14 protein-coding genes are annotated in these 21,619 nt (G+C 61.7%); 8 read left to right on the forward strand and 6 right to left on the reverse strand.

Annotated elements, in window-relative coordinates:
- The first annotated feature begins 710 nt into the window (after nucleotides 1-710).
- The 4 genes from acs (at nucleotide 711) to FDQ92_RS14990 (ending at nucleotide 5,355) form a co-directional block, all read left to right on the forward strand.
- Entirely contained in the window at nucleotides 711-2,648 is a 1,938-nt protein-coding gene (gene acs / locus FDQ92_RS14975; RefSeq protein ID WP_137425636.1) for an acetate--CoA ligase, read from the forward strand.
- 763 nt (nucleotides 2,649-3,411) lie between these two features.
- Nucleotides 3,412-3,894, forward strand: a complete 483-nt coding sequence (locus FDQ92_RS14980; protein ID WP_137425884.1) for a DnaJ domain-containing protein — start codon at nucleotides 3,412-3,414, stop codon at nucleotides 3,892-3,894.
- 13 nt (nucleotides 3,895-3,907) lie between these two features.
- Nucleotides 3,908-4,489, forward strand: a complete 582-nt coding sequence (locus FDQ92_RS14985) for a (Fe-S)-binding protein (RefSeq protein WP_170180105.1) — start codon at nucleotides 3,908-3,910, stop codon at nucleotides 4,487-4,489.
- An 11-nt stretch (nucleotides 4,490-4,500) separates the two neighbouring features.
- Entirely contained in the window at nucleotides 4,501-5,355 is an 855-nt protein-coding gene (locus FDQ92_RS14990) for a DUF3786 domain-containing protein (RefSeq protein ID WP_137422699.1), read from the forward strand.
- Between the two features lie 10 nt (nucleotides 5,356-5,365).
- Here FDQ92_RS14990 and FDQ92_RS14995 read toward each other — a convergent pair whose 3' ends face one another.
- Both FDQ92_RS14995 and hrpA read right to left on the reverse strand, forming a co-directional pair.
- Nucleotides 5,366-6,232 (reverse strand): NUDIX hydrolase, encoded by an 867-nt coding sequence (locus FDQ92_RS14995; RefSeq protein WP_137425637.1) that lies wholly within the window; start codon nucleotides 6,230-6,232, stop codon nucleotides 5,366-5,368.
- A 17-nt stretch (nucleotides 6,233-6,249) separates the two neighbouring features.
- The gene (gene hrpA, locus FDQ92_RS15000; RefSeq protein ID WP_137425638.1) at nucleotides 6,250-9,990 is read right to left on the reverse strand and encodes an ATP-dependent RNA helicase HrpA; all 3,741 of its coding nucleotides are present in this window, start codon (nucleotides 9,988-9,990) and stop codon (nucleotides 6,250-6,252) included.
- 691 nt (nucleotides 9,991-10,681) lie between these two features.
- Between hrpA and FDQ92_RS15005 the strand changes: the two genes are divergently transcribed.
- Genes FDQ92_RS15005 through FDQ92_RS15015 form a run of 3 tightly spaced genes read left to right on the forward strand, consistent with a single transcriptional unit; the run spans nucleotide 10,682 to nucleotide 14,221 of the window.
- Nucleotides 10,682-11,527 (forward strand): purine-nucleoside phosphorylase, encoded by an 846-nt coding sequence (locus tag FDQ92_RS15005; RefSeq protein ID WP_211341308.1) that lies wholly within the window; start codon nucleotides 10,682-10,684, stop codon nucleotides 11,525-11,527.
- Entirely contained in the window at nucleotides 11,524-12,867 is a 1,344-nt protein-coding gene (locus FDQ92_RS15010; protein WP_137422707.1) for an amidohydrolase family protein, read from the forward strand. Before FDQ92_RS15005 ends, FDQ92_RS15010 begins: the two co-directional genes overlap by 4 nt.
- The gene (locus FDQ92_RS15015) at nucleotides 12,833-14,221 is read left to right on the forward strand and encodes an amidohydrolase (protein ID WP_137422708.1); all 1,389 of its coding nucleotides are present in this window, start codon (nucleotides 12,833-12,835) and stop codon (nucleotides 14,219-14,221) included. The genes FDQ92_RS15010 and FDQ92_RS15015 overlap by 35 nt, the downstream gene beginning before the upstream one ends.
- A gap of 191 nt (nucleotides 14,222-14,412) precedes the next feature.
- Here FDQ92_RS15015 and nadC read toward each other — a convergent pair whose 3' ends face one another.
- The 4 genes from nadC to FDQ92_RS15035 all read right to left on the reverse strand — a co-directional run bounded on the left by nadC (nucleotide 14,413) and on the right by FDQ92_RS15035 (nucleotide 20,286).
- Nucleotides 14,413-15,267 carry a carboxylating nicotinate-nucleotide diphosphorylase gene (nadC, locus tag FDQ92_RS15020; RefSeq protein ID WP_137422709.1) on the reverse strand — a complete coding sequence of 285 codons (855 nt, stop codon included), beginning with the start codon at nucleotides 15,265-15,267 and terminating at the stop codon, nucleotides 14,413-14,415.
- Between the two features lie 42 nt (nucleotides 15,268-15,309).
- On the reverse strand, nucleotides 15,310-17,985 hold the full coding sequence (locus FDQ92_RS15025) for a valine--tRNA ligase (protein WP_137422710.1): 2,676 nt from the start codon (nucleotides 17,983-17,985) through the stop codon (nucleotides 15,310-15,312).
- A gap of 41 nt (nucleotides 17,986-18,026) precedes the next feature.
- Entirely contained in the window at nucleotides 18,027-19,031 is a 1,005-nt protein-coding gene (locus FDQ92_RS15030) for a hypothetical protein (RefSeq protein ID WP_137422711.1), read from the reverse strand.
- Nucleotides 19,032-19,215: 184 nt separating this feature from the next.
- Nucleotides 19,216-20,286, reverse strand: coding sequence for a deoxyguanosinetriphosphate triphosphohydrolase (locus FDQ92_RS15035; protein ID WP_137422712.1), 1,071 nt, complete (start codon nucleotides 20,284-20,286; stop codon nucleotides 19,216-19,218).
- Between the two features lie 118 nt (nucleotides 20,287-20,404).
- On the opposite strand from FDQ92_RS15035, the gene lptF reads away from it, so the two are divergent.
- A complete protein-coding gene (gene lptF / locus FDQ92_RS15040; protein WP_137422713.1) occupies nucleotides 20,405-21,550 on the forward strand; it encodes an LPS export ABC transporter permease LptF in 1,146 nt (381 codons plus the stop codon).
- Nucleotides 21,551-21,619: the final 69 nt, after the last annotated feature.

The raw sequence follows: 21,619 nt of genomic DNA on the forward strand, positions 1-21,619 counted from the left end.
TCAGGCTGGTTTTGATCGGCGAGCGGCCCCGGGAGCTCAAGCCCCGGGGCCGCCGCATTGACGGGCGACGGCCCGCCCGCTGTCCATCCACTGTTCCTTTGTCACTCACAGTCCGCCGATCGCGCCTCTCCCATCTCGGCCGGAATTGCATCACTATAAGAAACATCATTGACAATCCAAAATGTCGTTGCTAGGAAGAGATTGTCTTGTCGATTCAGCAGATGTCTTTATATTTGCATCAGTCTGTTCACTGAGTGGCTCCCGTTCGAATTCCTGCGGTGCGCTTCCATCTGCTTTCTCCTCCGACGGCTTCGTTTGAGTAGCGGAACCTGCCGATGTTTGGGGTCTGTTCAGTCCTGCTTCAGGAACACGGTCGAAGACTTTCCGGTGTGCACGGAGATCCCCTCGGGGTAGCCGCGGCTGCGACCCGCAGGGAGGCGTGTGACCCGTGAGCGGTGGGAGGGAGAAGCCATGGAAAGGAAAAGGTCCAAACCAGGGGGAAGGGATCCGCCGTTTCGGTCTGCGGCGGCCGAAGACGGCGAGGCAGGTGCTCATTCCAGGCGACGGACGGCGCCGCACCGCAGGCATGGGGCGGAGAACCCGTCGAAGGTGGTCACCACGCAGACCAGAAGCTCAACGCAATCTTAGGTACTTGCAGCACCGACCATGATCGGATCGCACCGATGCAACCATCCAAGGGAGGCCCATACATGGCTGACACCAACGTCTTCCCGGTACCGGAATCCTGGAAAAAGTCGGCATGGATCAACAAGGAAACCTATCACGAAATGTACGAACGCTCCATCAAGGACCCTGAAGGGTTCTGGAGCGAGCATGCCAAACGCATCGATTGGTTTGAACCCTGGAAGACCGTGAAAGACTCGGATTTTCAGGGGGATATCCGCATACGCTGGTTCGAAGGCGGGAAACTCAACGCCTGCTACAACTGCCTGGATCGGCATCTGGACAAGCGCGGGGACCAGGTGGCGATCATTTGGGAAGGCGACGACCCTTCCGTGGACAAGACGTTCACCTACCGGCAGCTTTATGAGGAAGTCTGCCGTTTCGCCAACGTCCTCAAGGCGCAGGGCGTGAAAAAGGGCGACCGGGTGACCATCTATCTTCCCATGATCCCGGAACTGGCGATCGCCATGCTGGCCTGTGCGCGCATCGGCGCCATCCATTCCGTCGTCTTCGGCGGCTTTTCCCCCGACTCGCTGGCCGACCGCATCCAGGACTGTGACGCGCGAATCGTTATCACCTCGGACGAAGGGCTCCGCGGAGGCCGAAAAATCCCTCTCAAGGCCAACACGGACGAAGCTCTTGACAAGTGCCCGGAGGTGGACCGGGTGATCGTGGTGCGGCATACGGGCGGCGACGTCAACATGGTCGCGGGCCGCGACCTATACTGGCACGAACTCATGAAGGACGCTCCGGCGGAATGTCCGCCCGAAACGATGGATGCGGAGGATCCGCTGTTCATTCTCTACACCTCAGGATCGACCGGGAAGCCCAAGGGCGTGCTTCATACCACGGGCGGCTACATGGTCTACACGAGCCTTACCCACCAGTACGTGTTCGACTACAAGGAGGGCGACATCTACTGGTGCACGGCGGACATCGGCTGGATCACGGGGCACAGCTACATCGTCTACGGGCCTCTTGCCAACGGCGCCAGGTCGCTCATGTTCGAAGGCGTGCCCAACTACCCGGACTTTTCCCGGTTCTGGCAGGTGGTGGACAAGCACCAGGTGAATATCTTCTATACCGCCCCTACCGCCATCCGAGCCCTCATGCGCCAGGGCGACGAACCGGTCCGAAAGACATCCCGCAAATCTCTGAAGCTCCTTGGAACCGTGGGGGAACCCATCAACCCTGAAGCCTGGCTCTGGTACTATAACGTGGTGGGGGAAAAGCGCTGTCCCATCGTGGACACGTGGTGGCAGACGGAAACCGGCGGGATCCTCATCACCCCGCTTCCTGGAGCCACAGACCTCAAGCCCGGATCGGCCACTCGGCCGTTCTTCGGCGTGCAGCCGGCCATTATCAACCAGGAGGGGCAGATACTTGAAGGCGCCTGTTCGGGCTACCTGGTGATGCTGGATTCGTGGCCCGCCATGATGCGCACGGTTTACGGGGACCACGAACGGTTCAAGACCACCTACTTCGTTCAGTACCCGGGCAAGTACTTCACGGGCGACGGCGCCCGCCGGGACGAAGACGGCTACTACTGGATCACCGGCCGGGTGGACGACGTGATCAACGTTTCGGGCCATCGCCTGGGAACCGCCGAAGTAGAAAGCGCTCTGGTGGCCCACGAGGCTGTGGCGGAAGCGGCGGTCGTCGGCTGCCCGCACGACATCAAGGGTCAAGGCATTTACGCCTATGTGACCCTGGTTTCCGGTGTGGAACCCTCGGAAGAGCTGCGAAAGAGCCTGGCTGAGTGGGTGAGGAAGCAGATCGGCCCCATCGCGACGCCCGACTATATCCAGTGGGCTCCGGCGCTTCCCAAGACACGATCCGGAAAAATCATGCGGCGCATATTGCGCAAGGTAGCGGCAAACGAGGTGTCCGACCTGGGTGACACGTCCACCCTGGCTGAACCGGAGGTCGTGGAACATCTGATCCGTAACCGCATGGTCCGCTGACACGCACCGCGTGTTCCGACGGGTGGAAAGGTTCGAGCCCGGGCCGGCGCAACCCATGCTCGAGCTCAAGCAGCCGGACCGCGGCTGGCTGTAACACCCCCGCCCATGGGGGGAATCCGATGAAGGGTCTTCGGGTTCCCCCTTTTCTTTGATCAGCAGGCGCTCGCTCTTTAGGTTGAGTTCCTAAGGCGCCGTCCGGCATTAACTTTTGCGCAAAGTATCTCCTCGTTCCCAAGCTCCGGCTTGGGAACGGCCTGCCCGGGAAGCTCCGGCTTCCCTCCTGCTACAACTGAAACACGCTGTCCTTCCAGGGAACCAGCCAGGATGTCGAAGTGGTGTTTGTGGGTGAAGACCGGGATCCACGCTGCAAGAGTAGATGTGACTAACTAGGGGTGTTCGGGGCCTTTGTTATGGATTTTGTAGCGGGTTCGCATGGGTCACGGGCTCATGGGAATCGAAGCTGGAGCTTCTGCACAGTTGTGTTCCCAAGCTGGAGCTTGGGAACAAGGGAAAGTCCGGCTTTCAGCCGCGATAAACCAACCCCAATGCCCCGCCCCACCCCATCGGCCCAAGGGCGGGCCTCCTGCAGCGATGCGGATCGCCGGCAAGCCGGCTCCTACAGGGCATGAGTAGTTATAGGAGCGGCGGCCAAACGAACCGCCCTGGCCGAGAATCCTGGTAGACCTTTGTCTTTTGCGGCGGATGCGATAAGATCCTTGTGCCACAGGCGGCGACAAGGAAGGAGGGCGGACGGCGGCGGACCATGCTGAAACGATTCTGGCCGGTGTTACTCTGGCTGCTCTACTTTGTCTCCCCTGTCGATCTTTTTCCAGATACCGTCTTCGGTCCCGGCTGGACCGACGACGTCGCCCTGCTGGGGCTGCTTTATTGGTACTTGAAGCGCCGGAAACGGGAAGCCGAAAGCGAGGGGGAAGGCTCGCGCGGCCGGAGCACGGCCTCCGACCAGGGCCGCGACCGAGGACCGGACGGCGGGCACCGCACGTCGGCGGGAAACGCCGGCGGCGCGGGGAAAGCTCCACACCGGCGGGACCCCTTCGAAGTGCTGGGCGTACCGCCCGACGCAAGCTGGGATGAGATCCGGTCGGCGTATCACCGACAGGCCAATCGCTACCATCCGGACAAGGTGAGTCACCTCGGGGAAGAATTTCAACAGTTGGCCAAGGAGAAATTCCAGGACATCCAGTGGGCTTATGAAACCATGCGGCGTGAAAAGGGCCGAGGGTGACACGGGAGGAGTCATGGACAGTCGCTTGCATCGAAGAGAAGGCTACACCTTTCAGTTGGTGAATATCGACTGCATGAGGCAGTCCACGCGCTTCAACGTGATCATGGAACTGGACGAGTCGATCGAAGAGCTCCTGCCTTACCTGGCGGCGGTACTCCCAGGCTGTACCTACATCCACGGCTCCGGAGTCATCAGCGTCATGGACGACGGGCATATCGCAGGGATCACCGGCCGTCGGATCACGTTCACCGATGTGGGCGATGAGAACGAAGCCGAAGCGCTGTGCCGGCGCTATTTTGAAACCATTCAGGAAGTCACGTCCCGGAAGGACACTGTGGCTCCTGTATTTGAGAAGCGGCAGGACCTCACGGTGCTTGAGATATTCCGAGCGCTTCCGGCCACCAACTGCGGGGGCTGTGGCTATTCCACGTGCATGGCTTTTGCCGCCGGGGTATTTCGGAGGGAAACCACCATCGAACGTTGCCCTCCCCTGGCCGAAAATCCTCGCCGGTACGCCGCCCTGTTCCATAAGCTGGCGCTCAACGGCCACCGAATCCCAGAGAGCGCTCACCCAGGCCGAGAAACTTTGCGCTGAACGAGGCTCCCATGGACGACGCCACCCAATACACGACCATCCATACGCTGGCCGACCGTTTCGAAGCGGACCTTCTCATGCAGGCCCTCCAGCGGGAAGGGATCCCGGCTATCCTCAGAAGCTTCGAAGAAACGGCCTACGACGGCCTTTTCGTGCCGCAGCGCGGATGGGGGAAGATCATGGTGCCCGAATCGCGGGCGGCGGCGGCCCGCCTGGCGATCGCTGCCATTCTGGAGGACTTGCGGTCGCCAAGGCTTTACGAGGACCCCCAGGAGGTGGATCCGAATCTCTGGCGGCAACTGGAGGCCATGGAACCGGAAAGGATCTGCTCCAACGCGCAGGTTGCCTTCAATCGGGATGCCGGCGCCTACGAAGTCCCGTTCCTGTCGGGAACCCTGCGCTGCTATCCCGCCCTGCGGCGCGTGGAAGCGCTCCGGCCTCTGCCGTCATCCAAGCTGGACTTTCAGCTTCACCTGGTATTGCTGCACTACCTTCTGGAAGCCAAGCCCGGGGGTCTTTCCGGAAAATGGGTGAGCGAAAAGGACCTTCCGGGCGGCCACCTATTTTTCCGCGGCTGCCACGCTTTCCCCACCGCCCGGCTGCTGGAAGCCTTCGGTGAGGATCCGGCGCTGTTCAAGCGAAAGTGCGAACGCCTGGGAGGACACCCGGCACAGGCCGGAGACATGTCTTTCCGCATGTGGCCGTTTCCCAAGGTACCGCTGTTGTTCGTCCTGTGGCTGGGCGACGACGAATTCGACCCGGCGCTTCACATCCGCTTCGACGCCACCGTCCATCATCACCTGCAGGCCCTGGACACCATCTTGGCCATGATCAACGTGGTGTGCCGGAACATGCTGGCGGCATGAAGAGAGGCTCTCACAGCCGGCCGTTCAGATAGGCTTCATCCAGGATTCCTGGAACGAAGGGGCGGCTGGACACGTCGGGCGGAGTGAAGCCGAAGATTTTTTCCAGAAAAAGCAGCACGATCCGGAGGGTGGCTCCCCAGAGCACTTCCACGTCCACGCCGTCTTGGTAGAGGAAACACAAGAAGTCCTGAGTGGTCCGGTTGAGCTTTGCCGCCACCTGGGGATCCACATAGAGGCGATATCGGGTGTAGGCGGATGGATCCAGAAGTGACCGAAGGGGAATAGAGACGATCCGCGTTACTTCCCAGTTGGGTTTCAATCGGTGGCGCCCTTCGATCCAGCCCACCAGCGGATGGATGAGCCTTGGAAAGAGCACGAGCCTTTCCGGCGGGAGCACACCCAGGAAGCGCACCCGCAGGGGATTGAGGCGCATTTCTTCCCAGCTTTCCCTCATGCAGGTGGCCAGATGGAGCGCCAGTTCCGCGGCTTCCTCAGGGCAGGTGCGCTTCCACCGGCGCCAGTGAGGCCAGCGGGAGAGCGGAAATCCGGGAAGGGAAAGCAGCCGGGCGAAGATCGGGTCCACACCCTGCTCGGTGGTGCCGCCCGGGCAACAGAGATCCCCCGCCTGCTTCACTTTCCGGGATCTCCGGTTGAGTATGAGGCACGGTTCGCGTTCATGGCCGCCCTGCTGAAGTGGACAGCAGAGAAGCACCAGCACGCTGGACGATACGAGATCGTCCGTTGCCACGGCGCCGGCCCCTTCCGCCACCCCAGGACAACGCGGGGGGGCTCCGAGCACCTTCAGGATATGCCGCTGCAAGCCTTCTGGATCTTCCAGGAGCCGGACGGCGCTTTCATCGATTGCGGGGGAGGACATCTTCCGTTTTTCGCCTTCTAGTGAGGGATCTGTTCCCATTGCCGCCACTTGTTTTCCAGGCGCTGGGCCGAAACGGGAAAGCGCGTCTTGATTTCAGGGGCGAACAGGCTGATTTTGAATTCTTCTAATAACAGCCGGTACTCGTCAAGGAAAGCCCGCGCTTGCACCGTTTTCGCCTCACCCCCGGCCTCCGCCCGCGAAAGCGCCTCCAGAAAAGGCTCAATCCGTGCGGCCTTGGAACGGTCCTTTTCCGGCGCCACATAAGCGCGTTCCGCTCGAATGCGGAGCCCCTTCAGGTATCGGGGAAGTTCCCTGAGTTCGGAACTCCTCATGTGTTCCAGGAAATCCCCGGGAACCAGTCGCTCCAGTTCCTCCCGAACGGCTTTCAGCCGCTCCAGGGCGGCGTCGTTTCCCTGCGCCTTGGCGTTAAAGCCGGAAAGGACCCGCTGCACCTCGTAACGTTCCCGAACGACCTCCAGCACCTCGCCGCGCCGCTGCTCGGCGAGGCGCCGCAGGTCGTCTTTCAGTTCCAGGATTTTCGCTCGAAACCGGACTTCGTCAGGAGGCTGAGGGTCATGGAGTTCGAAGATTTCCCTCAGGAGATAGATCTGGAGCCTGCGGTCGGCTTCCTTCATGTCCCCCATGAAACGCACCATGAAGGCCATGTCTTTCGGGAACACCCAGTCTTTCCGGAGCGACTTCAGAAGCGGCGCAAAGGCCCACTGGTAGAGCACCAGCAGGCCGTCTCGTGTGGCTCCCTTCGCTTTTTCCGGATCGTCGAACAGCCGGACCGCCACGGTCCGCCCTTCGGCGACGAAGCCCGGGTAGGCGCACCGCATGACGCCGTAGGCGTCTTTTCCCAGTTCGATGGTCTGCGGCAGGGGGCCGAAGTCCCAAGTGGTGATCCCCTCGCGTTCCCACCGCTTCCGAGCTTCCGTCCAGGCCCGATCTTCGTGGCGCTTTCCGGCCAGTTCCTGCACCGTCTCCAAGTCTCGACCGGACCCCAGTGCCTTTCCGGCCGCATCCACCACGAGAAAACGCATCTTGAGATGAGCGGGCAAGCCTTCCCGGTCCCATTCGTTCACCGACACCGCGACTCCCGAGACTTCCTCCAGGCAGCGGCTCAGTTCCGCATAGAAATCGCCGCGGCGGAAAGGGAGCCGTTCCAGAACCTTTTCTACGGTTTCAGGAATCGGAACGAGCCGTCTCCGAACCGACTTGGGAAGAGAACGTAGGAGAGCCGTCACCTTCTCGGAGATCAACCCCGGGACCACCCATTCAAAGGGTTCGGGCCGAAGCCTGGAAAGCAGGTGGAGCGGCACCGTCACCGTCACTCCGTCCGATTCATCCCCCGGACTGAAGGAATACCTGAGCGGGAGCCTCATGTCCTCGAAATCGAGAGAGCCGGGAAACTGCTCCAACGTCTCCGATTCCGGGCGGAAGCGAAGCAGGTCGTCTTCCGACATTCTGAGGACCTCGTCGCCTCCTTGGTCTTTGAGCCACCGGTTGAAGGAGCGGATGTCGGCGATTTCGGGGAGCCGCGCGTCATAGAAGGCGTAGAGCGCCTCGTCGTCCACCAGAAGTTCGCGGCGCCGGATCCGGTCTTCCATGTCGCGGATGCGTTGGATGAGTTTCCGATTGTGTTCCAGAAAGCCGTACTTTCCGGGCATTTCCGCTTCCACCAGCCCGGACCGGATAAAGATTTCCCGGGCTTCCTTCGGCCGAATCCTACCGTAGTTCACGCGGCGGCCGTTTACGATCACAAGACCGTAGAGGGTCACTCGCTCCAGGGCCACCACCTGGCCTCTGCGCTTTTCCCAGTGGGGCTCCTCATAGGAGGACCGGCAGAGGTGTTTTCCGAATTCCTCGATCCATTCGGGTTGAACCTGGGCGGCCGTACGTGCAAAAAGCCGGGACGTCTGGACCAGTTCGGCGGCGACGATCCATTCCCCGCCCCGGTTGAAGAGGCCTGAGCCTGGAAAGAGCATGACCTTGCGGCCCTTGGTTCCGAGGTAGAGGTTCTTTTCCTTCTTCACGGCGATGTTGCTGAGGAATCCGCTGGTAACGGCCCGATGGACGGCCTCGTAACTCACGCCGGGAGGTTCGTCCTGAAGGCGGAATCCTCGAATTTCTTTCAATATCTCCACGATCTCGTCGTGCACATCCCGCCATTCGCGCACGCGCCGGTAGGAAAGGAAGTTGTCTTTGCAGAACCTTCGAAGCGCCCCTTGGGAGGGCGCCTGGCGCCATTGATCTTCGCAGGCTCTCCAGATGTTGAGCAGCGTGACGAAATCGGAACGCCGGTCGCGGAAGGCGGCGTGGGCCTGGTCCGCCTGGGCTTCCTTTTCGGCGGGCCTCTCCCTGGGATCCTGAACGCTCAGCGCGGCGCACAGGACGATCATGGGCCGGAGCGCCCCTTCCTCGCGAGCCTGCAGGAGCATGCGCGAGAGCCGGGGGTCCAGGGGAAAGCGGGCCATGAGGCGCCCCATGGGGGTGAGCCGGTCCCGATCGTCGATGGCTCCCAATTCCCGGAGGACCGCGAAACCGTCTTTTACGGCCTGGGGGGCCGGCGGGTCCAGAAACGGGAAATCCCGGACGTCGCCCAAATTCATGGCGAGCATCCGAAGGATCACCTCGGCCAGGTTCGACCGCTGGATTTCAGGGGGAGTGAACGCGGGGCGCGCCTGGTAGTCTTCTTCGGCATAGAGCCGGATGCAGATCCCCGGCCCGACCCGCCCGCAGCGGCCCTTGCGCTGGTCGGCACTGGCCCGTGAGATGGAAACGACCGGAAGGCCTTCCGTCCGTGTCCTGGGGTTGTACTGGGAAAGGCGTGCGAGGCCTGTATCCACCACGTAACGGATGCCCGGAATCGTGATGGAGGTTTCCGCCACGTTGGTGGCGACCACAATTTTTTCGCCGGAAACAGGGCGAAAGATCCGCTGCTGGTCGGCTCCCGCGAGCCGGCCGAAAAGCGGCAAGACCTCAGTGTGCGGAAAACGCCTCTCTTCCAAGCGTGCCACCGTTTCCCGGATGTCGCTTTCCGTGGGCATGAAGACGAGCACATCGCCCCGGCAGCCGGACCGCTTCAGTTCCACTACCGCTTCGACCGCCTGGTCCACCGGAGTGTCTTCCCCTTCTTCGCCGCTACCGGGCGCCGGCGGCCGGTAGCGTACTTCCACCGGGTAGGTTCGGCCGGAGACTTCGATCATGGGGGCCCCGCCGAAGGCCTCGGAAAACCTTTCGGGGTCGATGGTGGCTGAGGTGACGATGACCTTGAGGTCCGGTCGCTGCGGCAGGGTCCGGCGGAGCATCCCCAGGAGGAAGTCGATGTTGAGGCTGCGCTCGTGGGCTTCGTCGATAATCAGTGTGTCGTAGGCTCGAAACAGCCGATCTCGCTGGGCTTCGGCCAGCAGGATGCCGTCGGTCATGAACTTGATGCGGGTGGTCCTCGAAGTGCGGTCCTGGAAGCGTATCTTGTAGCCCACCAGGGAGGCGCCTTTTTCGCCCAGTTCCTCCGCCACACGCCGGGCGAGGGTCACCGCGGCGATCCGACGCGGCTGGGTGATCCCGATGAAACCCGCCCGCCCCCGGCCCGCTTCCAGGCACATCTTGGGAATCTGAGTGCTCTTTCCGGAACCCGTGTCGCCGGTCACCACCACCACCTGGTGGTCCAGGATCGCCCGGACGATAACGTCCCTTCGATCCGTGATGGGCAGATCCACCGGGTATCGAAGATGTGAGATGTTCCATTCCGACATGCTGTCTATGGAAAAAGGCTCCACGTTCTCAACGGGCGATCATGGTCCGCATCATGTCGCCTGGATTTTCGGCGTGACTGCTGATGTCTTTCATGTATCCCACAAAACGCACCAGATGGAAAGCCCCCCAGGACAAGCAGTACGATTTCCCCTCGTTCCCAAGCTCCGGCTTGGGAACGGCATTATGGGGATCGAAGCTGGAGCTTCTGCACAGTTGTGTTCCCAAGCTGGAGCTTGGGAACAAGGTGGAAAATCCCCTCCCCTCCCCTTAGTCCCCTCCCACAAGGGGAGGGGAAATAGAATTTGGCATCAGATATCCCCTCGTTCCCAAGCTCCGGCTTGGGAACGGCCTGCCCGGGAAGCTCAAGCTTCCCTCCTGCTACAGCTGAAACGCGCTGTCTTTCCATGGAGCCAGCCGGGATCTCGAAGTGGTCTTTGTGATGGATTTTGCAGCGGGTTCGCATGGGTCACGGCTTCATGGGGATCGAAGCTGGAGCTTCTGCACAGTTGTGTTCCCAAGCTGGAGCTTGGGAACAAGGTGGAAAATCCCCCCCTCCCCTTAATCCCCTCCCACAAGGGGAGGGGAAATAGAATTTGGCATCAAATATTAGGTCTGTTATTTTCTACACTACCAATTTTTTTGTAGGTTGATTCCGGACGCAGCGCATCCACGGCGGAGAGGGGTCGGAGCGTGGAAGACATCGAGCGAAGGGTGCGGGAAGCGGCGGATGCGGTGGCCGACCGCCTTAGGGTCCGAGCGGAAACCGCTTTGATCCTGGGAACAGGGCTCAGCGGAGTGGCCGACGCCATGGACCTGGAGGGCGGCCTGGACTACCGGGAAATTCCCCACCATCCCGTCTCCACCGTCCCCAGTCATCGAGGGCGCCTCCTGTGGGGTCACTGGGCCGGAACCCCCCTCATCGCCCTCCAGGGGCGGTTCCACCTTTACGAAGGCTACGCTCCGGCCGTTATCGCCTTTCCCATCCGTCTCCTGGCCGCCCTGGGAGTGAAGACCGTGCTGCTGTCCAACGCCGCCGGAGGCCTCAACCCGCTGTTCGAAGCCGGCGACCTCATGGTTATCACTGACCACATCAACTTCACAGGACGAAATCCCCTGGTGGGGGTCAACATCGACGCATGGGGCCCCCGTTTTCCGGACATGACCGAACCTTACGACCGCCGCCTGCGGGAAATGGCCCGAGCGGCAGCCATGGAAGAGCACATCCCATTGAGGGAAGGGGTCTACGTGGGAGTGCTCGGGCCCAGCATGGAAACCGCCGCCGAAACGCGGCTGCTGCGGGCCGCAGGTGCCGACGCCGTGGGCATGTCCACCGTCATGGAAGTGATCACGGCGGTGCACGCCGGCATGAAGGTCCTCGGCGTTTCGGTCATCACCAACGTCAACCGCCCGGACTGCTATGAACCGGCTCCCCTCGAAAAGGTCATTCAGACAGCCACGGCGGCCGGACCCCGGTTGATGCGTCTTTTTCAGGCGGTGCTGAAGTCAACGACGCAAGCCACGGGCGGCACTCAATGACCGACAACGAAAGGAATCAGGACCCGCCGGCGGAAAACGCCGATCTTGTTATCAGCGGCGGCCGGGTGTTGACTTTGAACGACCGGAACGAAATCTTCGACCCGGGCACCGTGGCCGTGGGTTCGGGAAGGATCCTTGCGGTGGGCCCATCCGAAGCCCTTTCCGCCCGCTTCACCGCTCGCCGTGTCATGGACGCCGCCGGCTGCGTCGTGCTGCCCGGCTTGGTGAACGCCCACACCCACGCGGCCATGACCCTGTTTCGCGGCCTCGCGGACGACCTCCCCCTCCTGGAATGGCTCCAACGGCACATCTTTCCCGCCGAGGCCCAGCTCACCGAAGAATGGGTCTACCGCGGAACGCTACTCGCCTGCGCCGAAATGATCCTTTCCGGAACCACCACCTTCTGCGACATGTACCTGTTCGAACACAAGGTGGCGGAAGCGGCGAAGGCCGCGGGCATGCGGGCTCTCGTGGGCGAAGTCCTCTACGACTTCCCTTCTCCGCATTACGGGCCCATCGAAAACGGCCTTAAGTTCACGGAAGCCCTCGTCCAAGAGTGGAAGGGCGACCCGCTCATCTCTGTGGCCGTGGAGCCTCACGCCCTGTACACCTGTTCGCCGGAACTCCTCCGACGCTGCCACGACCTGGCGTGCCGCCTCGACACCCGCCTCATTGTCCACCTTTCCGAAAGTGAGGCGGAAGTGGCGCAGATCCGGGAACGCTACGGGCACCGCCCGGTGGAACACCTGGAAAGGCTCGGGGTACTGAGCGAACGGCTCATCGCCGACCATTGCGTGGCTTTGAGTCCCTCCGATATCGAAATGCTCGCCTTCCACCGGGTCAACGTGGTCCACAACCCGGAAAGCAACATGAAGCTCGCCTCCGGCATCGCCCCGGTCCCGGCGTTGCTTGCCGCCGGCGTGAACGTCGCCCTGGGAACCGACGGCTGCGCCAGCAACAACAACCTGGACCTCTTCGGGGAAATGAACACCTGCGCCACGCTCCACAAGCTGGCCGCCCTGGATCCCGCCGTACTGCCGGCCCAGGTCGTGCTGCGCATGGCCACGCGAAACGGAGCCGCCGCCCTGGGTCTCGGCCACACCGTCGGGCAAATCACAGCCGGCTACTTTGCCGACATTATCGTTGTCGATTTTCAGCGGCCTCATCTGACGCCCGTCTACGATCCCATAAGTCACCTGATCTACGCGGCCAAAGGGTCCGACGTCCGGCACGTGATCATCCACGGCCGGGTGGTCCTCGAAGACGGAAGGCTCCTCACCCTGGACGTGGAAGAAGTGATGGCCCATGTCCGATCCATCGCGAAAAAGATCGCATCGTGATGTACCTCGTGCCGAGGTGCCTCAGCAAGTCGACTGGCTGCTGAGTCCCGTCGAGTGGTTGGTGACCTGCGACGAAGCCTTTCGGGTGTGGGCTCCGGGAGCCGTCGCCGTACGGGGAGACACCATCGTCGCCGTCGGTTCACGAGATGCCGTGGAAGGTTCGTTTCGAGGCCGGAGGCGAAAGGACCTCTCCGGATGCATTGTATGCCCCGGACTCGTGAACACCCACGTGCACGGGGCCATGAGTGTCTTTCGCGGCATCGCAGACGATCTTCCACTCCAGAGATGGCTTAAGGAAATCATCTTTCCCATCGAGGCGGCTCACGTGAACGCCGATCTGGTCTACCTGGGAACCCTCCTTTCGACCGTCGAAATGATCCTTGGAGGAACCACGACGTTCTGCGACGGCTATTTCTTCGAAGGCACAGCGGCCGTAGCGGTGCGGGATTCCGGAATACGGGCGGTCCTCGGCCAGGGAATTCTCGGTTTTCCCACACCCGACCAGCCCGACCCATCCAAGGCCATGGATCGCGCAACGGCCTTCCTGAAATCCTTTCCGTCCGGCAACCACCGCCTGAGGCCGTCGCTTTTCTGCCACGCCCCTTACACCTGCAGCCCGGAAACCCTACTCTGGGTCAAGGGAATTTGCCGGGAACACGGCTGCCTCTTCCAGACCCATCTTTCCGAAACCCGCTCCGAAGTGGAAGACCTGACGCGAAAATACGGCAGGCGACCCGTGATCTTTCTGGATGATCTGGGTATCCTGGACGCCGGCACGCTTTGCGCTCACGCGGTGTGGGTCGACGAAGAGGAAATCGCCCGGCTGGCGGAGCGCCGCGTCGCCGTTTCTCACAATCCGCAAAGCAACATGAAGCTCGGCGCCGGAGCCGCCCCGGTTCCTCGAATGTTGGAAGCGGGCCTGACCGTGGGGCTCGGAACCGATGGTTGCGCCAGCAACAACGACCTGGACCTCTTCGGGGAAATGGCCGCCGCCGCGCGGCTCCACAAGGTGGTCACGGGAAACCCCGTGGCCTGCAGCGCACAGCAGGTGCTTCGGATGGCTACTCGAATGGGAGCACGGGCACTGGGGTGGGATTCGGACATAGGGAGCATCGAAGCCGGGAAGAAGGCGGACCTCATCGCCGTCGACTGCCGCAGCCCGCATCTGACGCCCCTCTATGACCCTGTGTCGCACCTGGTCTACGCGGCGCGATCCAGCGACGTGAGCCTCGTTTGGGTGGGCGGCGATCTGGTGGTCGAAGACGGGAAAATCCGGACGGTGGACGAGGAAAAACTCAGGCGGGAAGTGGCGGCCCTGGCCCGCCGCATTTCAAGGTCCCTGACGTTTCGCTAAAGCATTGGTAGCGTTCTAAAAAGGTTAACGAGGGTCAAAAAATCCCCCTCTCCCTTGATGGGAGAGGGTTGGGGTGAGGGTGATAAAATCAATGTATGTCAATTAGTTACGTTCCCCTCCCCTTAATCCCCTCCCGCAAGGGGAGGGGAAATAAAATTTGGCATCAAATATTAGGTCTATTATTTTCTAGGCTACCTAAGCATTTCCAGGCTCAGGTCGACGGCCCGCGGCGAATGGGTGAGCGCCCCGGAGCTGATGAAATCCACGCCCGTTTCGGCCACGGCGCGGACGGTTCCCACCGTGATGCCTCCGGATGCCTCAAGGAGCGCTCGTCCGCCGGCGCGTCGGACCGCTCTACGGAGATCCTCCACGGCGAAGTTGTCGAGGAGAATCACGTCGGCTCCTGCGTCCAGGGCTTCGTCCAGCTGCAGTAGTGTGTCCACTTCCACTTCGATTTTCAAGGTGTGTGGTGCATGGGATCGGGCCCGCTTTACGGCTTCACGAACGCCTCCGGCTGCCGCGACGTGGTTGTCCTTGATGAGGACGCCGTCGAAAAGCCCGAACCGGTGGTTCCAGCCTCCGCCGTGTCGCACCGCTTCCTTTTCCAGGTCGCGCCACAGCGGCGTGGTTTTCCGCGTGTCCAGAATGCGGCAGCCGGTGCCTGAGACGGCGTCCACCATGAGCCGCGTTGCGGTGGCGACTCCCGAAAGACGCTGGACCAGGTTGAGAGCCAGGCGCTCGCCGGTGAGGATCGAGGCGGTCCGTCCTTGGATCCGGAACACCTCCGCGTCCCGGGGAACCGCGTCGCCATCCGCGTAGGGCTCCTCAATATCCAGTTCAGGGTCGATGAGGTGAAAGACGCGCCGGAACACGCAGGATCCTGAGAGGACGAAAGGCTCCCGAGCGACAACCCGCGCCCGGCTCTCCCGCTCGGAAGGCACCACCGCTCGAGTGGTCACGTCGCCCGGTCCGATGTCTTCGCGAAGCGCCAGGATCAATCGGTCATCCAGGTCGCTGGAAAAACCCGCATCGCCCCGGTTTTCCATGCGTTTCTCCCCCAACGGCTGTCGCCTCCCCTACCCTGAGGGTCAGTGAACGGCGGCGCTCTGGCGGATGGTTTCGATGCGGCTGAAATGAACCCGCATCTTTGCAATCTTCTCGCCGAGCCGCGCGGCCTTTTCCTTTTCTTTTTCTACGACGTCCGATGGGGCCTTGGTCAGGAAGTCTTCGTTGGAGAGCTTCTTGCGCGCGGCGACGATCTCTTTTTCCAGCTTCGTGATCTCCTTCTGCAGGCGCTGCGCCTCGCTTTCGAAATCGAGGATCCCTTCGAGGAGCACGAAGATTTCGGCGCCGCCGGTCACGGCGCTTGCCGCCACCCTCGGCTTGCCGCGCGTTCCGGTCGGCGCCGCCTCCAGGCGCGACAGCCGGGCCAGGTCTTCCACCATGAACCGGTAGGCGTCCAACAGCGCGGCATCTTCCGCCCTTTCGCACAGGCACACCACCTCCAGGCGGGCCGACGGCGCGACGTTCATCTCGCCCCGAATGTTCCGGATGTTCGTAATGACCTCCATCAGAAGACCCATGCGGGCCTCGGCTTCGGCGTCCACTCTTGATTCTTCCACAAGCGGGAAAGGCTCCCACATGATGGTTTCCCGAGCTTCCGGAAGCCGCTGGTAGATTTCTTCCGTAACGAAGGGCATGACGGGGTGGAGCATCACGAGGATCTTCCGCAGGATCTGCGCGGCGACCGTCTGAGCGATGGCTTTAGCTCGGGGGTCGTCGCCGTAGAGGTCCGGCTTGATGATCTCGAGATACCAATCGCAGTATTCATGCCAAAAAAACTGATAAAGCGTCTGAGCGTAGACGTTGAAATGGTAACCCTCCAGAGCGGCTTCCACGTCCTTTATGACCTGCTGCAGCCGGCTCAGGATCCAACGGTGACCGAGCCGTTCCGGATTCTCGGGGATTTCGTGCGTAAGGCTTGAACCTTTTAGGTTCATCAGGACCAGCCGGGCGGCGTTCCAGATCTTGTTCACGAAATGGCGGTAGCCTTCGATGCGGTCTTCGGACAACTTGATGTCCCGCCCCTGGACGGCGAAGGCGGTGAGCGCGAAGCGGAGGGCGTCGGTACCGTAACGGTCCATCATCACCAGTGGATCGATGACGTTCCCCTTGGACTTGCTCATCTTCTGCCCTTGGGCGTCTCTCACCAGGGCATGGACGTAGACATCGCGGAACGGGACTTCCTGCATGAAGTTGAGGCCCATCATCATCATGCGGGCGACCCAGAAGAACAGGATATCGAAGGCGGTGACGAGAACCGAGGTGGGGTAGAACTTGTGCAGCTCCGGGGTGTTCTCAGGCCATCCCATGGTGGAAAAGGGCCACAGGGCCGAACTGAACCAGGTGTCGAGCACGTCTCCGTCTTGGTCGAGGCGGTCGCCGCCGCAGGCCTGGCAACGGTCGGCGTCTTTCAGCGAAACGTTGACCCCGCCGCAATCCCGGCAGTACCACGCAGGAATGCGGTGCCCCCACCAGATCTGCCGGCTGATGCACCAGTCCTCGATGTTTTCGAGCCAGTTGAAGTAGTCCCTTTCCCACTTTTCGGGAACGATCCGAGTATCTCCCCTCTTGACGGCTTCCATGGCTCTTTCGGCCAGCGGCTTGGTCTTCACGAACCACTGGAGGGAAAGCATTGGTTCCACGGCGCTGCGGCAGCGGTAACAGTGGCCGACCCGATGCGTGTAATCCTCCACCTTTACCAGGAAACCGCCTTTTTTGAGATCCTCCAGGACACGCTTCCGGCAGGCGTAGCGATCGAGTCCCCGGTACGCGCCAGCTTCTTCGGTCATGGCACCGTTTTCACCGATGACCCGGTAGAGAGGCAGGCCATGCCTCTGTCCGATCTCGAAATCGTTGAAATCGTGGGCGGGCGTGATCTTGAGGGCTCCAGTACCGAATTCCCGGTCCACGTACGGGTCGGCGATGACCGGGATGGCCCGGTCGGCCAGCGGGACGAGCACCTGACGACCGACGGCGTCGGCGTAGCGCGGGTCTTCCGGGTGGACCGCCACCGCCGCGTCTCCCAGCATGGTTTCCGGCCGCGTGGTGGCCACCACCAAGGCCCGCTTTCCGTTCAGCAGGGGATAGCGCACATGGTAGAGGTGGCCCGCCACTTCCTCGCCTTCCACCTCGATGTTGGCGAGTGCCGTCATGCAGCGCGGGCACCAGTTGATCATCCGTTCGCCGCGGTAGATGAGGCCGTCTTCATAGAGGGTGACGAAGACGCGGCGGACGGCGCGGGAAAGGCCTTCATCCATGGTGAACCGTTCGCGGCTCCAATCGCACGACGCTCCCAGCCGCTTCAACTGGTTGATGATGATCCCGCCGTATTTTTCCCGCCACTGCCATACCTTCTCAAGGAACGCCTCCCGGCCGACATCGTGGCGGGTGAGGCCTTCCCGGCTAAGTTCCCTTTCGACCACGTTCTGCGTGGCGATGCCGGCGTGGTCCGTTCCCGGTACCCAGAGGACTTCGAAGCCCTTGAGGCGCTTGTACCGGGCGAGAATGTCTTGGATCGTGTTGTTCAACGCGTGGCCCATGTGAAGCTGGCCGGTCACGTTGGGAGGAGGAATCACCATGCTGAAAGACGGTCGGTCGGAGGCCGGGTTCGCTCGAAAGCAGTCCAGTTTCAGCCATCGCTCGTAACAGCGCGGTTCCACGTCTTCGAATTCATAGGTCTTGGGCAGGGTGCCGTCGTTCATCGAATCGCTCCCTAAAAACCCTTTCCGCCGGGGAAAACCCGTTAATCGTTCTGCGCCTTCAGTTTCTCGATTTCCTCCTGAAGGACCGTTTTGACGATTTCCGGAAGTTTCGCTTCTACCATCTGATGGAGCACGGAGGCCAGCCGGGACTCAAGCGCATCGATCGTTTTATCCCAGTCGTCCGTCTCCGTTGGAGCGGCCGACGTCTCCCCGCTCACGGCCGGCACCCCCGCGGCTTCTTCTTCCGATTCCGGACCCGGCACCAAGGCCATCCCCGCCACATCCTCGACAGGTCCCTGCGGCACCGCCGACTCCGACTCCTCGACAATCCCCTCCATGACCGGCATTTCCTCCTCTTCGCTCATCGAGGTCGCAGCGGCCGGTTCTTTTGAAGGTTCGGCGGCGGCTTCCGCTTCGGAACGTTCCTCAACCGCGTCTCCCCGCTCCGGTTTTTGCGCGGGCTCCGCCGCCCCGGTCGCCCTGTCCTCGTTTAGAAGCGCCGCAATGTCTTCGTCGAGATCCAACTCGGCATCCAGCACATCCAGAAAATCCCGGTCCACTTCGGCCTCTTCGGGAAGCTTCCCCGGCTCCTCCATAAATTCCTCCCGGGACTCCTCCACGACCTCTTTGCCGACGTCTTCGAGGATTCCCGCCTCCTCGCGCGGCGCTTCTTCTCCCGCTTCCCGGTCGCCGCCCCGGCGTTCCGTTTCGCCGCCCAGGAGCGACTCGAACTCTTCGCTCAGCGATACATCCTCCCCGGCTTCCTCGTCGAAGCCCGAGAAGCTTTCCAGTTCATCGTGAAGGAGCGCCTTTTCGGAGTCATCGTCCGGAACATCCTCGTCTTCAAACAGGGAAAGCTCTTCTTGCCCAAGGAGCAGTTCCTTCTCTTCCCGCCCGGCCCGGGGTTCTTCGTCCAAATCGGGCTCCGGCACCTCCACCACGTCATTGAGCTCGATGACTTCGTCGTCTTCCAGGTCTTCGAAACCTTCGAAAAGCTTTCCCGTCGCTTCGGTTTCCGCGTCGGGGCTACGCTTCTTGCGCTTCATGAGCCTTCTCCCTGTTGGAAAGTACAAAAAGCCCCCGCCCTGTGCCTCGAACGAGACCCGGGCGGCGGCCTCTCTTGCGGTTGAAGCAGCAGGTCACCGATAGCATGCAACGAATTTTTCCGTCAAGCGGATTGCCGGGAGGGGTCCGCCCCGGGATGGCGACCCGGATGCAACCCGGAACCGGTCACAGCTTCATCCAGGGCCGCGGAAGGAAGAGGCTCTTGAAAAGCTCCAAGGCATACCTGTCCGTCATGCCCGCTATGTGGTCGCACACCCGCTGTTCGCGCCGGACACCGGGCGCGAGCGGCCCGATCTCCTTCTCGAAGATCCGGTCGTCATTCATGAACAGCTCGTAGAGGTCAACGATCACCTTGCGGGCGCGTTCGAATTCGGCGAGGATCTGCGGCATGTCGTAGACCCGATCGAAAAGAAAGGCCCTAAGGCGCTCGACCTGCTCCAGCATGGCAGGACTCAGCCGGATCTCGGACAGCCCCGACTCCAGACTCGCCCGAACCGTATCCCGAACCAGCGTATGGATCCGCTCGCCATGGGTCGCTCCCAGGCTGCGGCGGATATCCTCGGGAACGTCTTCCGGTCTCAGTATATCTGCGCGAATCGCGTCGTCCAGGTCGTGATTGAGATAAGCTACGATATCGGCGACGCGCACAACCTGGCCTTCGAGCGTCATGGGCCGAAGGTCGGGTTCCGTGAGGATGGGATGCGACCGTCCTTTAGAATGCTTCAGGATGCCGTCACGGACTTCATGGGTCAAGTTCAGCCCGCGCCCGTCCTTTTCAAGATGATCGACGACCCGGAGGCTCTGGCGGTTGTGATGGAACCCTCCCGGGACAATTTCGTTTAGCACCCGTTCGCCGCCGTGGCCGAAAGGCGTGTGCCCCAGGTCATGGCCGAGGGCGATGGCTTCAATGAGGTCTTCGTTCAGGGCCAGGGCACGGCCGATGGTTCGAGCGATCTGCGATACTTCCAGCGTGTGGGTGAGGCGGGTCCGGTAGTGGTCTCCGGTTGGGGAAAGGAAGACCTGGGTCTTGTGTTTGAGGCGCCGGAAGGCCTTACAATGGACGATCCGATCCCGGTCCCTCTGGAAGGCGGTGCGGAGAGGGCATTCGGCTTCGGGCCGCCGCCGGCCCAGCGTTTCCGCACTCTTGGCGGCCTGGGGCGCCAGGAACACCCGCTCCCGCTCCTCGATCCAGCCGCGCACATGATCGGTTTGATCCGGCTTTCCCCGGTTGAGCATTGACCTGGGTGCCTCCTTTTCGCTATCACTAAGCGCCTGCGGAAAACCACAGGCAGGACTCCCCGGTTATTGCCGGAACCTTCAGACGGATTCGAGGAGCTTCGAGATCGCACAGACCATGGGATGGATTCTCTACCGCTACATCGTCCGGGAGCAGGTCATGCCCGCCGCCATCTGTTTTTTTGGACTCGTCATGGTCCTGGTGGCCGGCCGGCTCATGCAACTGACCTCCTACCTCTTTTCGTCTTCCATCACCTGGTTCGATCTGCTGGAGATCATGGGTTTGGCCGTTCCGAAGCTGATGCTTTACGCCCTGCCCATGGCCACGCTCCTTGGCACCCTGCTCGCCTTCCTCCGCCTCAACAACGACAACGAGCTGACGGCCCTCAAGGTGGCCGGGCTGGGGTTCAGGCAGTTCGCCCCCGCCGTCCTGACCGTGGCCCTCGTGACAACGCTGCTTTCCTTTTACACCTCCCTCTGGCTCGTGCCAACCGCCAATCTGGAATTCCGCGAGAAGCTCGCTTCCCTGGGGAAGGCGGTACTTCCCGCGCTGCTTCGCGAAGGCATGTTCATCGATGCCATTCCCAACTTAGTCTTTTTTTTCAAGCACGTGGAACCAGAGAGCTTTCGCATCGAAGGCGTGTTCATCCACGACGGACGCGATCCTCAACTGAGCGCGTCGATCGTGGCCAAGCGGGCCCAGATCCTGAACTACTCGACGCGGAACACCCTTGTGCTGCAGGCGGCCGACGGGGTGATCACCAGGGTCGGCCGCAACCTCACGGATGCCCAAGCGGTGGCCTTCGAAGATTACCAGTTTGTACTGCCTCTGGACCAGCTGTTTCGGGAATCGAAATCTCAAAGAAGGGACGAATTGACCCTGGAGGAACTCTTCGCCGCCTATGACGCGACGGGCGACGCACGGTATGCCATGGAAGCTCATATCCGGTTTTCGCTCCCCGTGGCCTGCCTCCTTCTGGCCATGGCGGCCGCCCCTCTGGGTGCGCTTTTCCAGCGGGGAAACCGCCTGGCCGGCGTGAGTCTGGGGATCGCCCTGTTTCTGGCCTATTATGTCGTTCTCTCGGCCGGCAAAGGACTGGGTGAACAAGCCGTCATCCCGCCCTGGCTTGCGGTCTGGCTTCCCAACCTGGCGGTGTTCGCCCTGGCCGCCGCACTGTGGACCAAGACGCACCGGGAAATCCCGTTCACCAGGCTGCCATCTTTGACGGAGCAGCTCAAACGCCGCGTGAGGCGCACCCGATGAAGTCCCCGGCGGTGACGTTTTCGTCCGCGAAGTCCCCCTGCGGGCCGTACCGGGCCCGCCTGAGGTCAG

It is taken from the genome of Desulfoglaeba alkanexedens ALDC (genome assembly GCF_005377625.1).
In the GTDB taxonomy this organism is placed as follows: domain Bacteria; phylum Desulfobacterota; class Syntrophobacteria; order Syntrophobacterales; family DSM-9756; genus Desulfoglaeba; species Desulfoglaeba alkanexedens.

Coding starts and splice junctions, on each gene's coding strand:
- FDQ92_RS15010 (WP_137422707.1), top strand. CDS start 11,524: ATGACCGACAACGAAAGGAATCAGGACCCGCCGGCGGAAAACGCCGAT.
- FDQ92_RS14990 (WP_137422699.1), top strand. CDS start 4,501: ATGGACGACGCCACCCAATACACGACCATCCATACGCTGGCCGACCGT.
- FDQ92_RS15035 (WP_137422712.1), bottom strand. CDS start 20,286: ATGCTCAACCGGGGAAAGCCGGATCAAACCGATCATGTGCGCGGCTGG.
- FDQ92_RS15015 (WP_137422708.1), top strand. CDS start 12,833: ATGTCCGATCCATCGCGAAAAAGATCGCATCGTGATGTACCTCGTGCC.
- FDQ92_RS14985 (WP_170180105.1), top strand. CDS start 3,908: ATGGACAGTCGCTTGCATCGAAGAGAAGGCTACACCTTTCAGTTGGTG.
- FDQ92_RS15030 (WP_137422711.1), bottom strand. CDS start 19,031: ATGAAGCGCAAGAAGCGTAGCCCCGACGCGGAAACCGAAGCGACGGGA.
- FDQ92_RS14995 (WP_137425637.1), bottom strand. CDS start 6,232: ATGTCCTCCCCCGCAATCGATGAAAGCGCCGTCCGGCTCCTGGAAGAT.
- lptF (WP_137422713.1), top strand. CDS start 20,405: ATGGGATGGATTCTCTACCGCTACATCGTCCGGGAGCAGGTCATGCCC.
- FDQ92_RS14980 (WP_137425884.1), top strand. CDS start 3,412: ATGCTGAAACGATTCTGGCCGGTGTTACTCTGGCTGCTCTACTTTGTC.
- nadC (WP_137422709.1), bottom strand. CDS start 15,267: ATGGAAAACCGGGGCGATGCGGGTTTTTCCAGCGACCTGGATGACCGA.
- hrpA (WP_137425638.1), bottom strand. CDS start 9,990: ATGTCGGAATGGAACATCTCACATCTTCGATACCCGGTGGATCTGCCC.
- acs (WP_137425636.1), top strand. CDS start 711: ATGGCTGACACCAACGTCTTCCCGGTACCGGAATCCTGGAAAAAGTCG.
- FDQ92_RS15025 (WP_137422710.1), bottom strand. CDS start 17,985: ATGAACGACGGCACCCTGCCCAAGACCTATGAATTCGAAGACGTGGAA.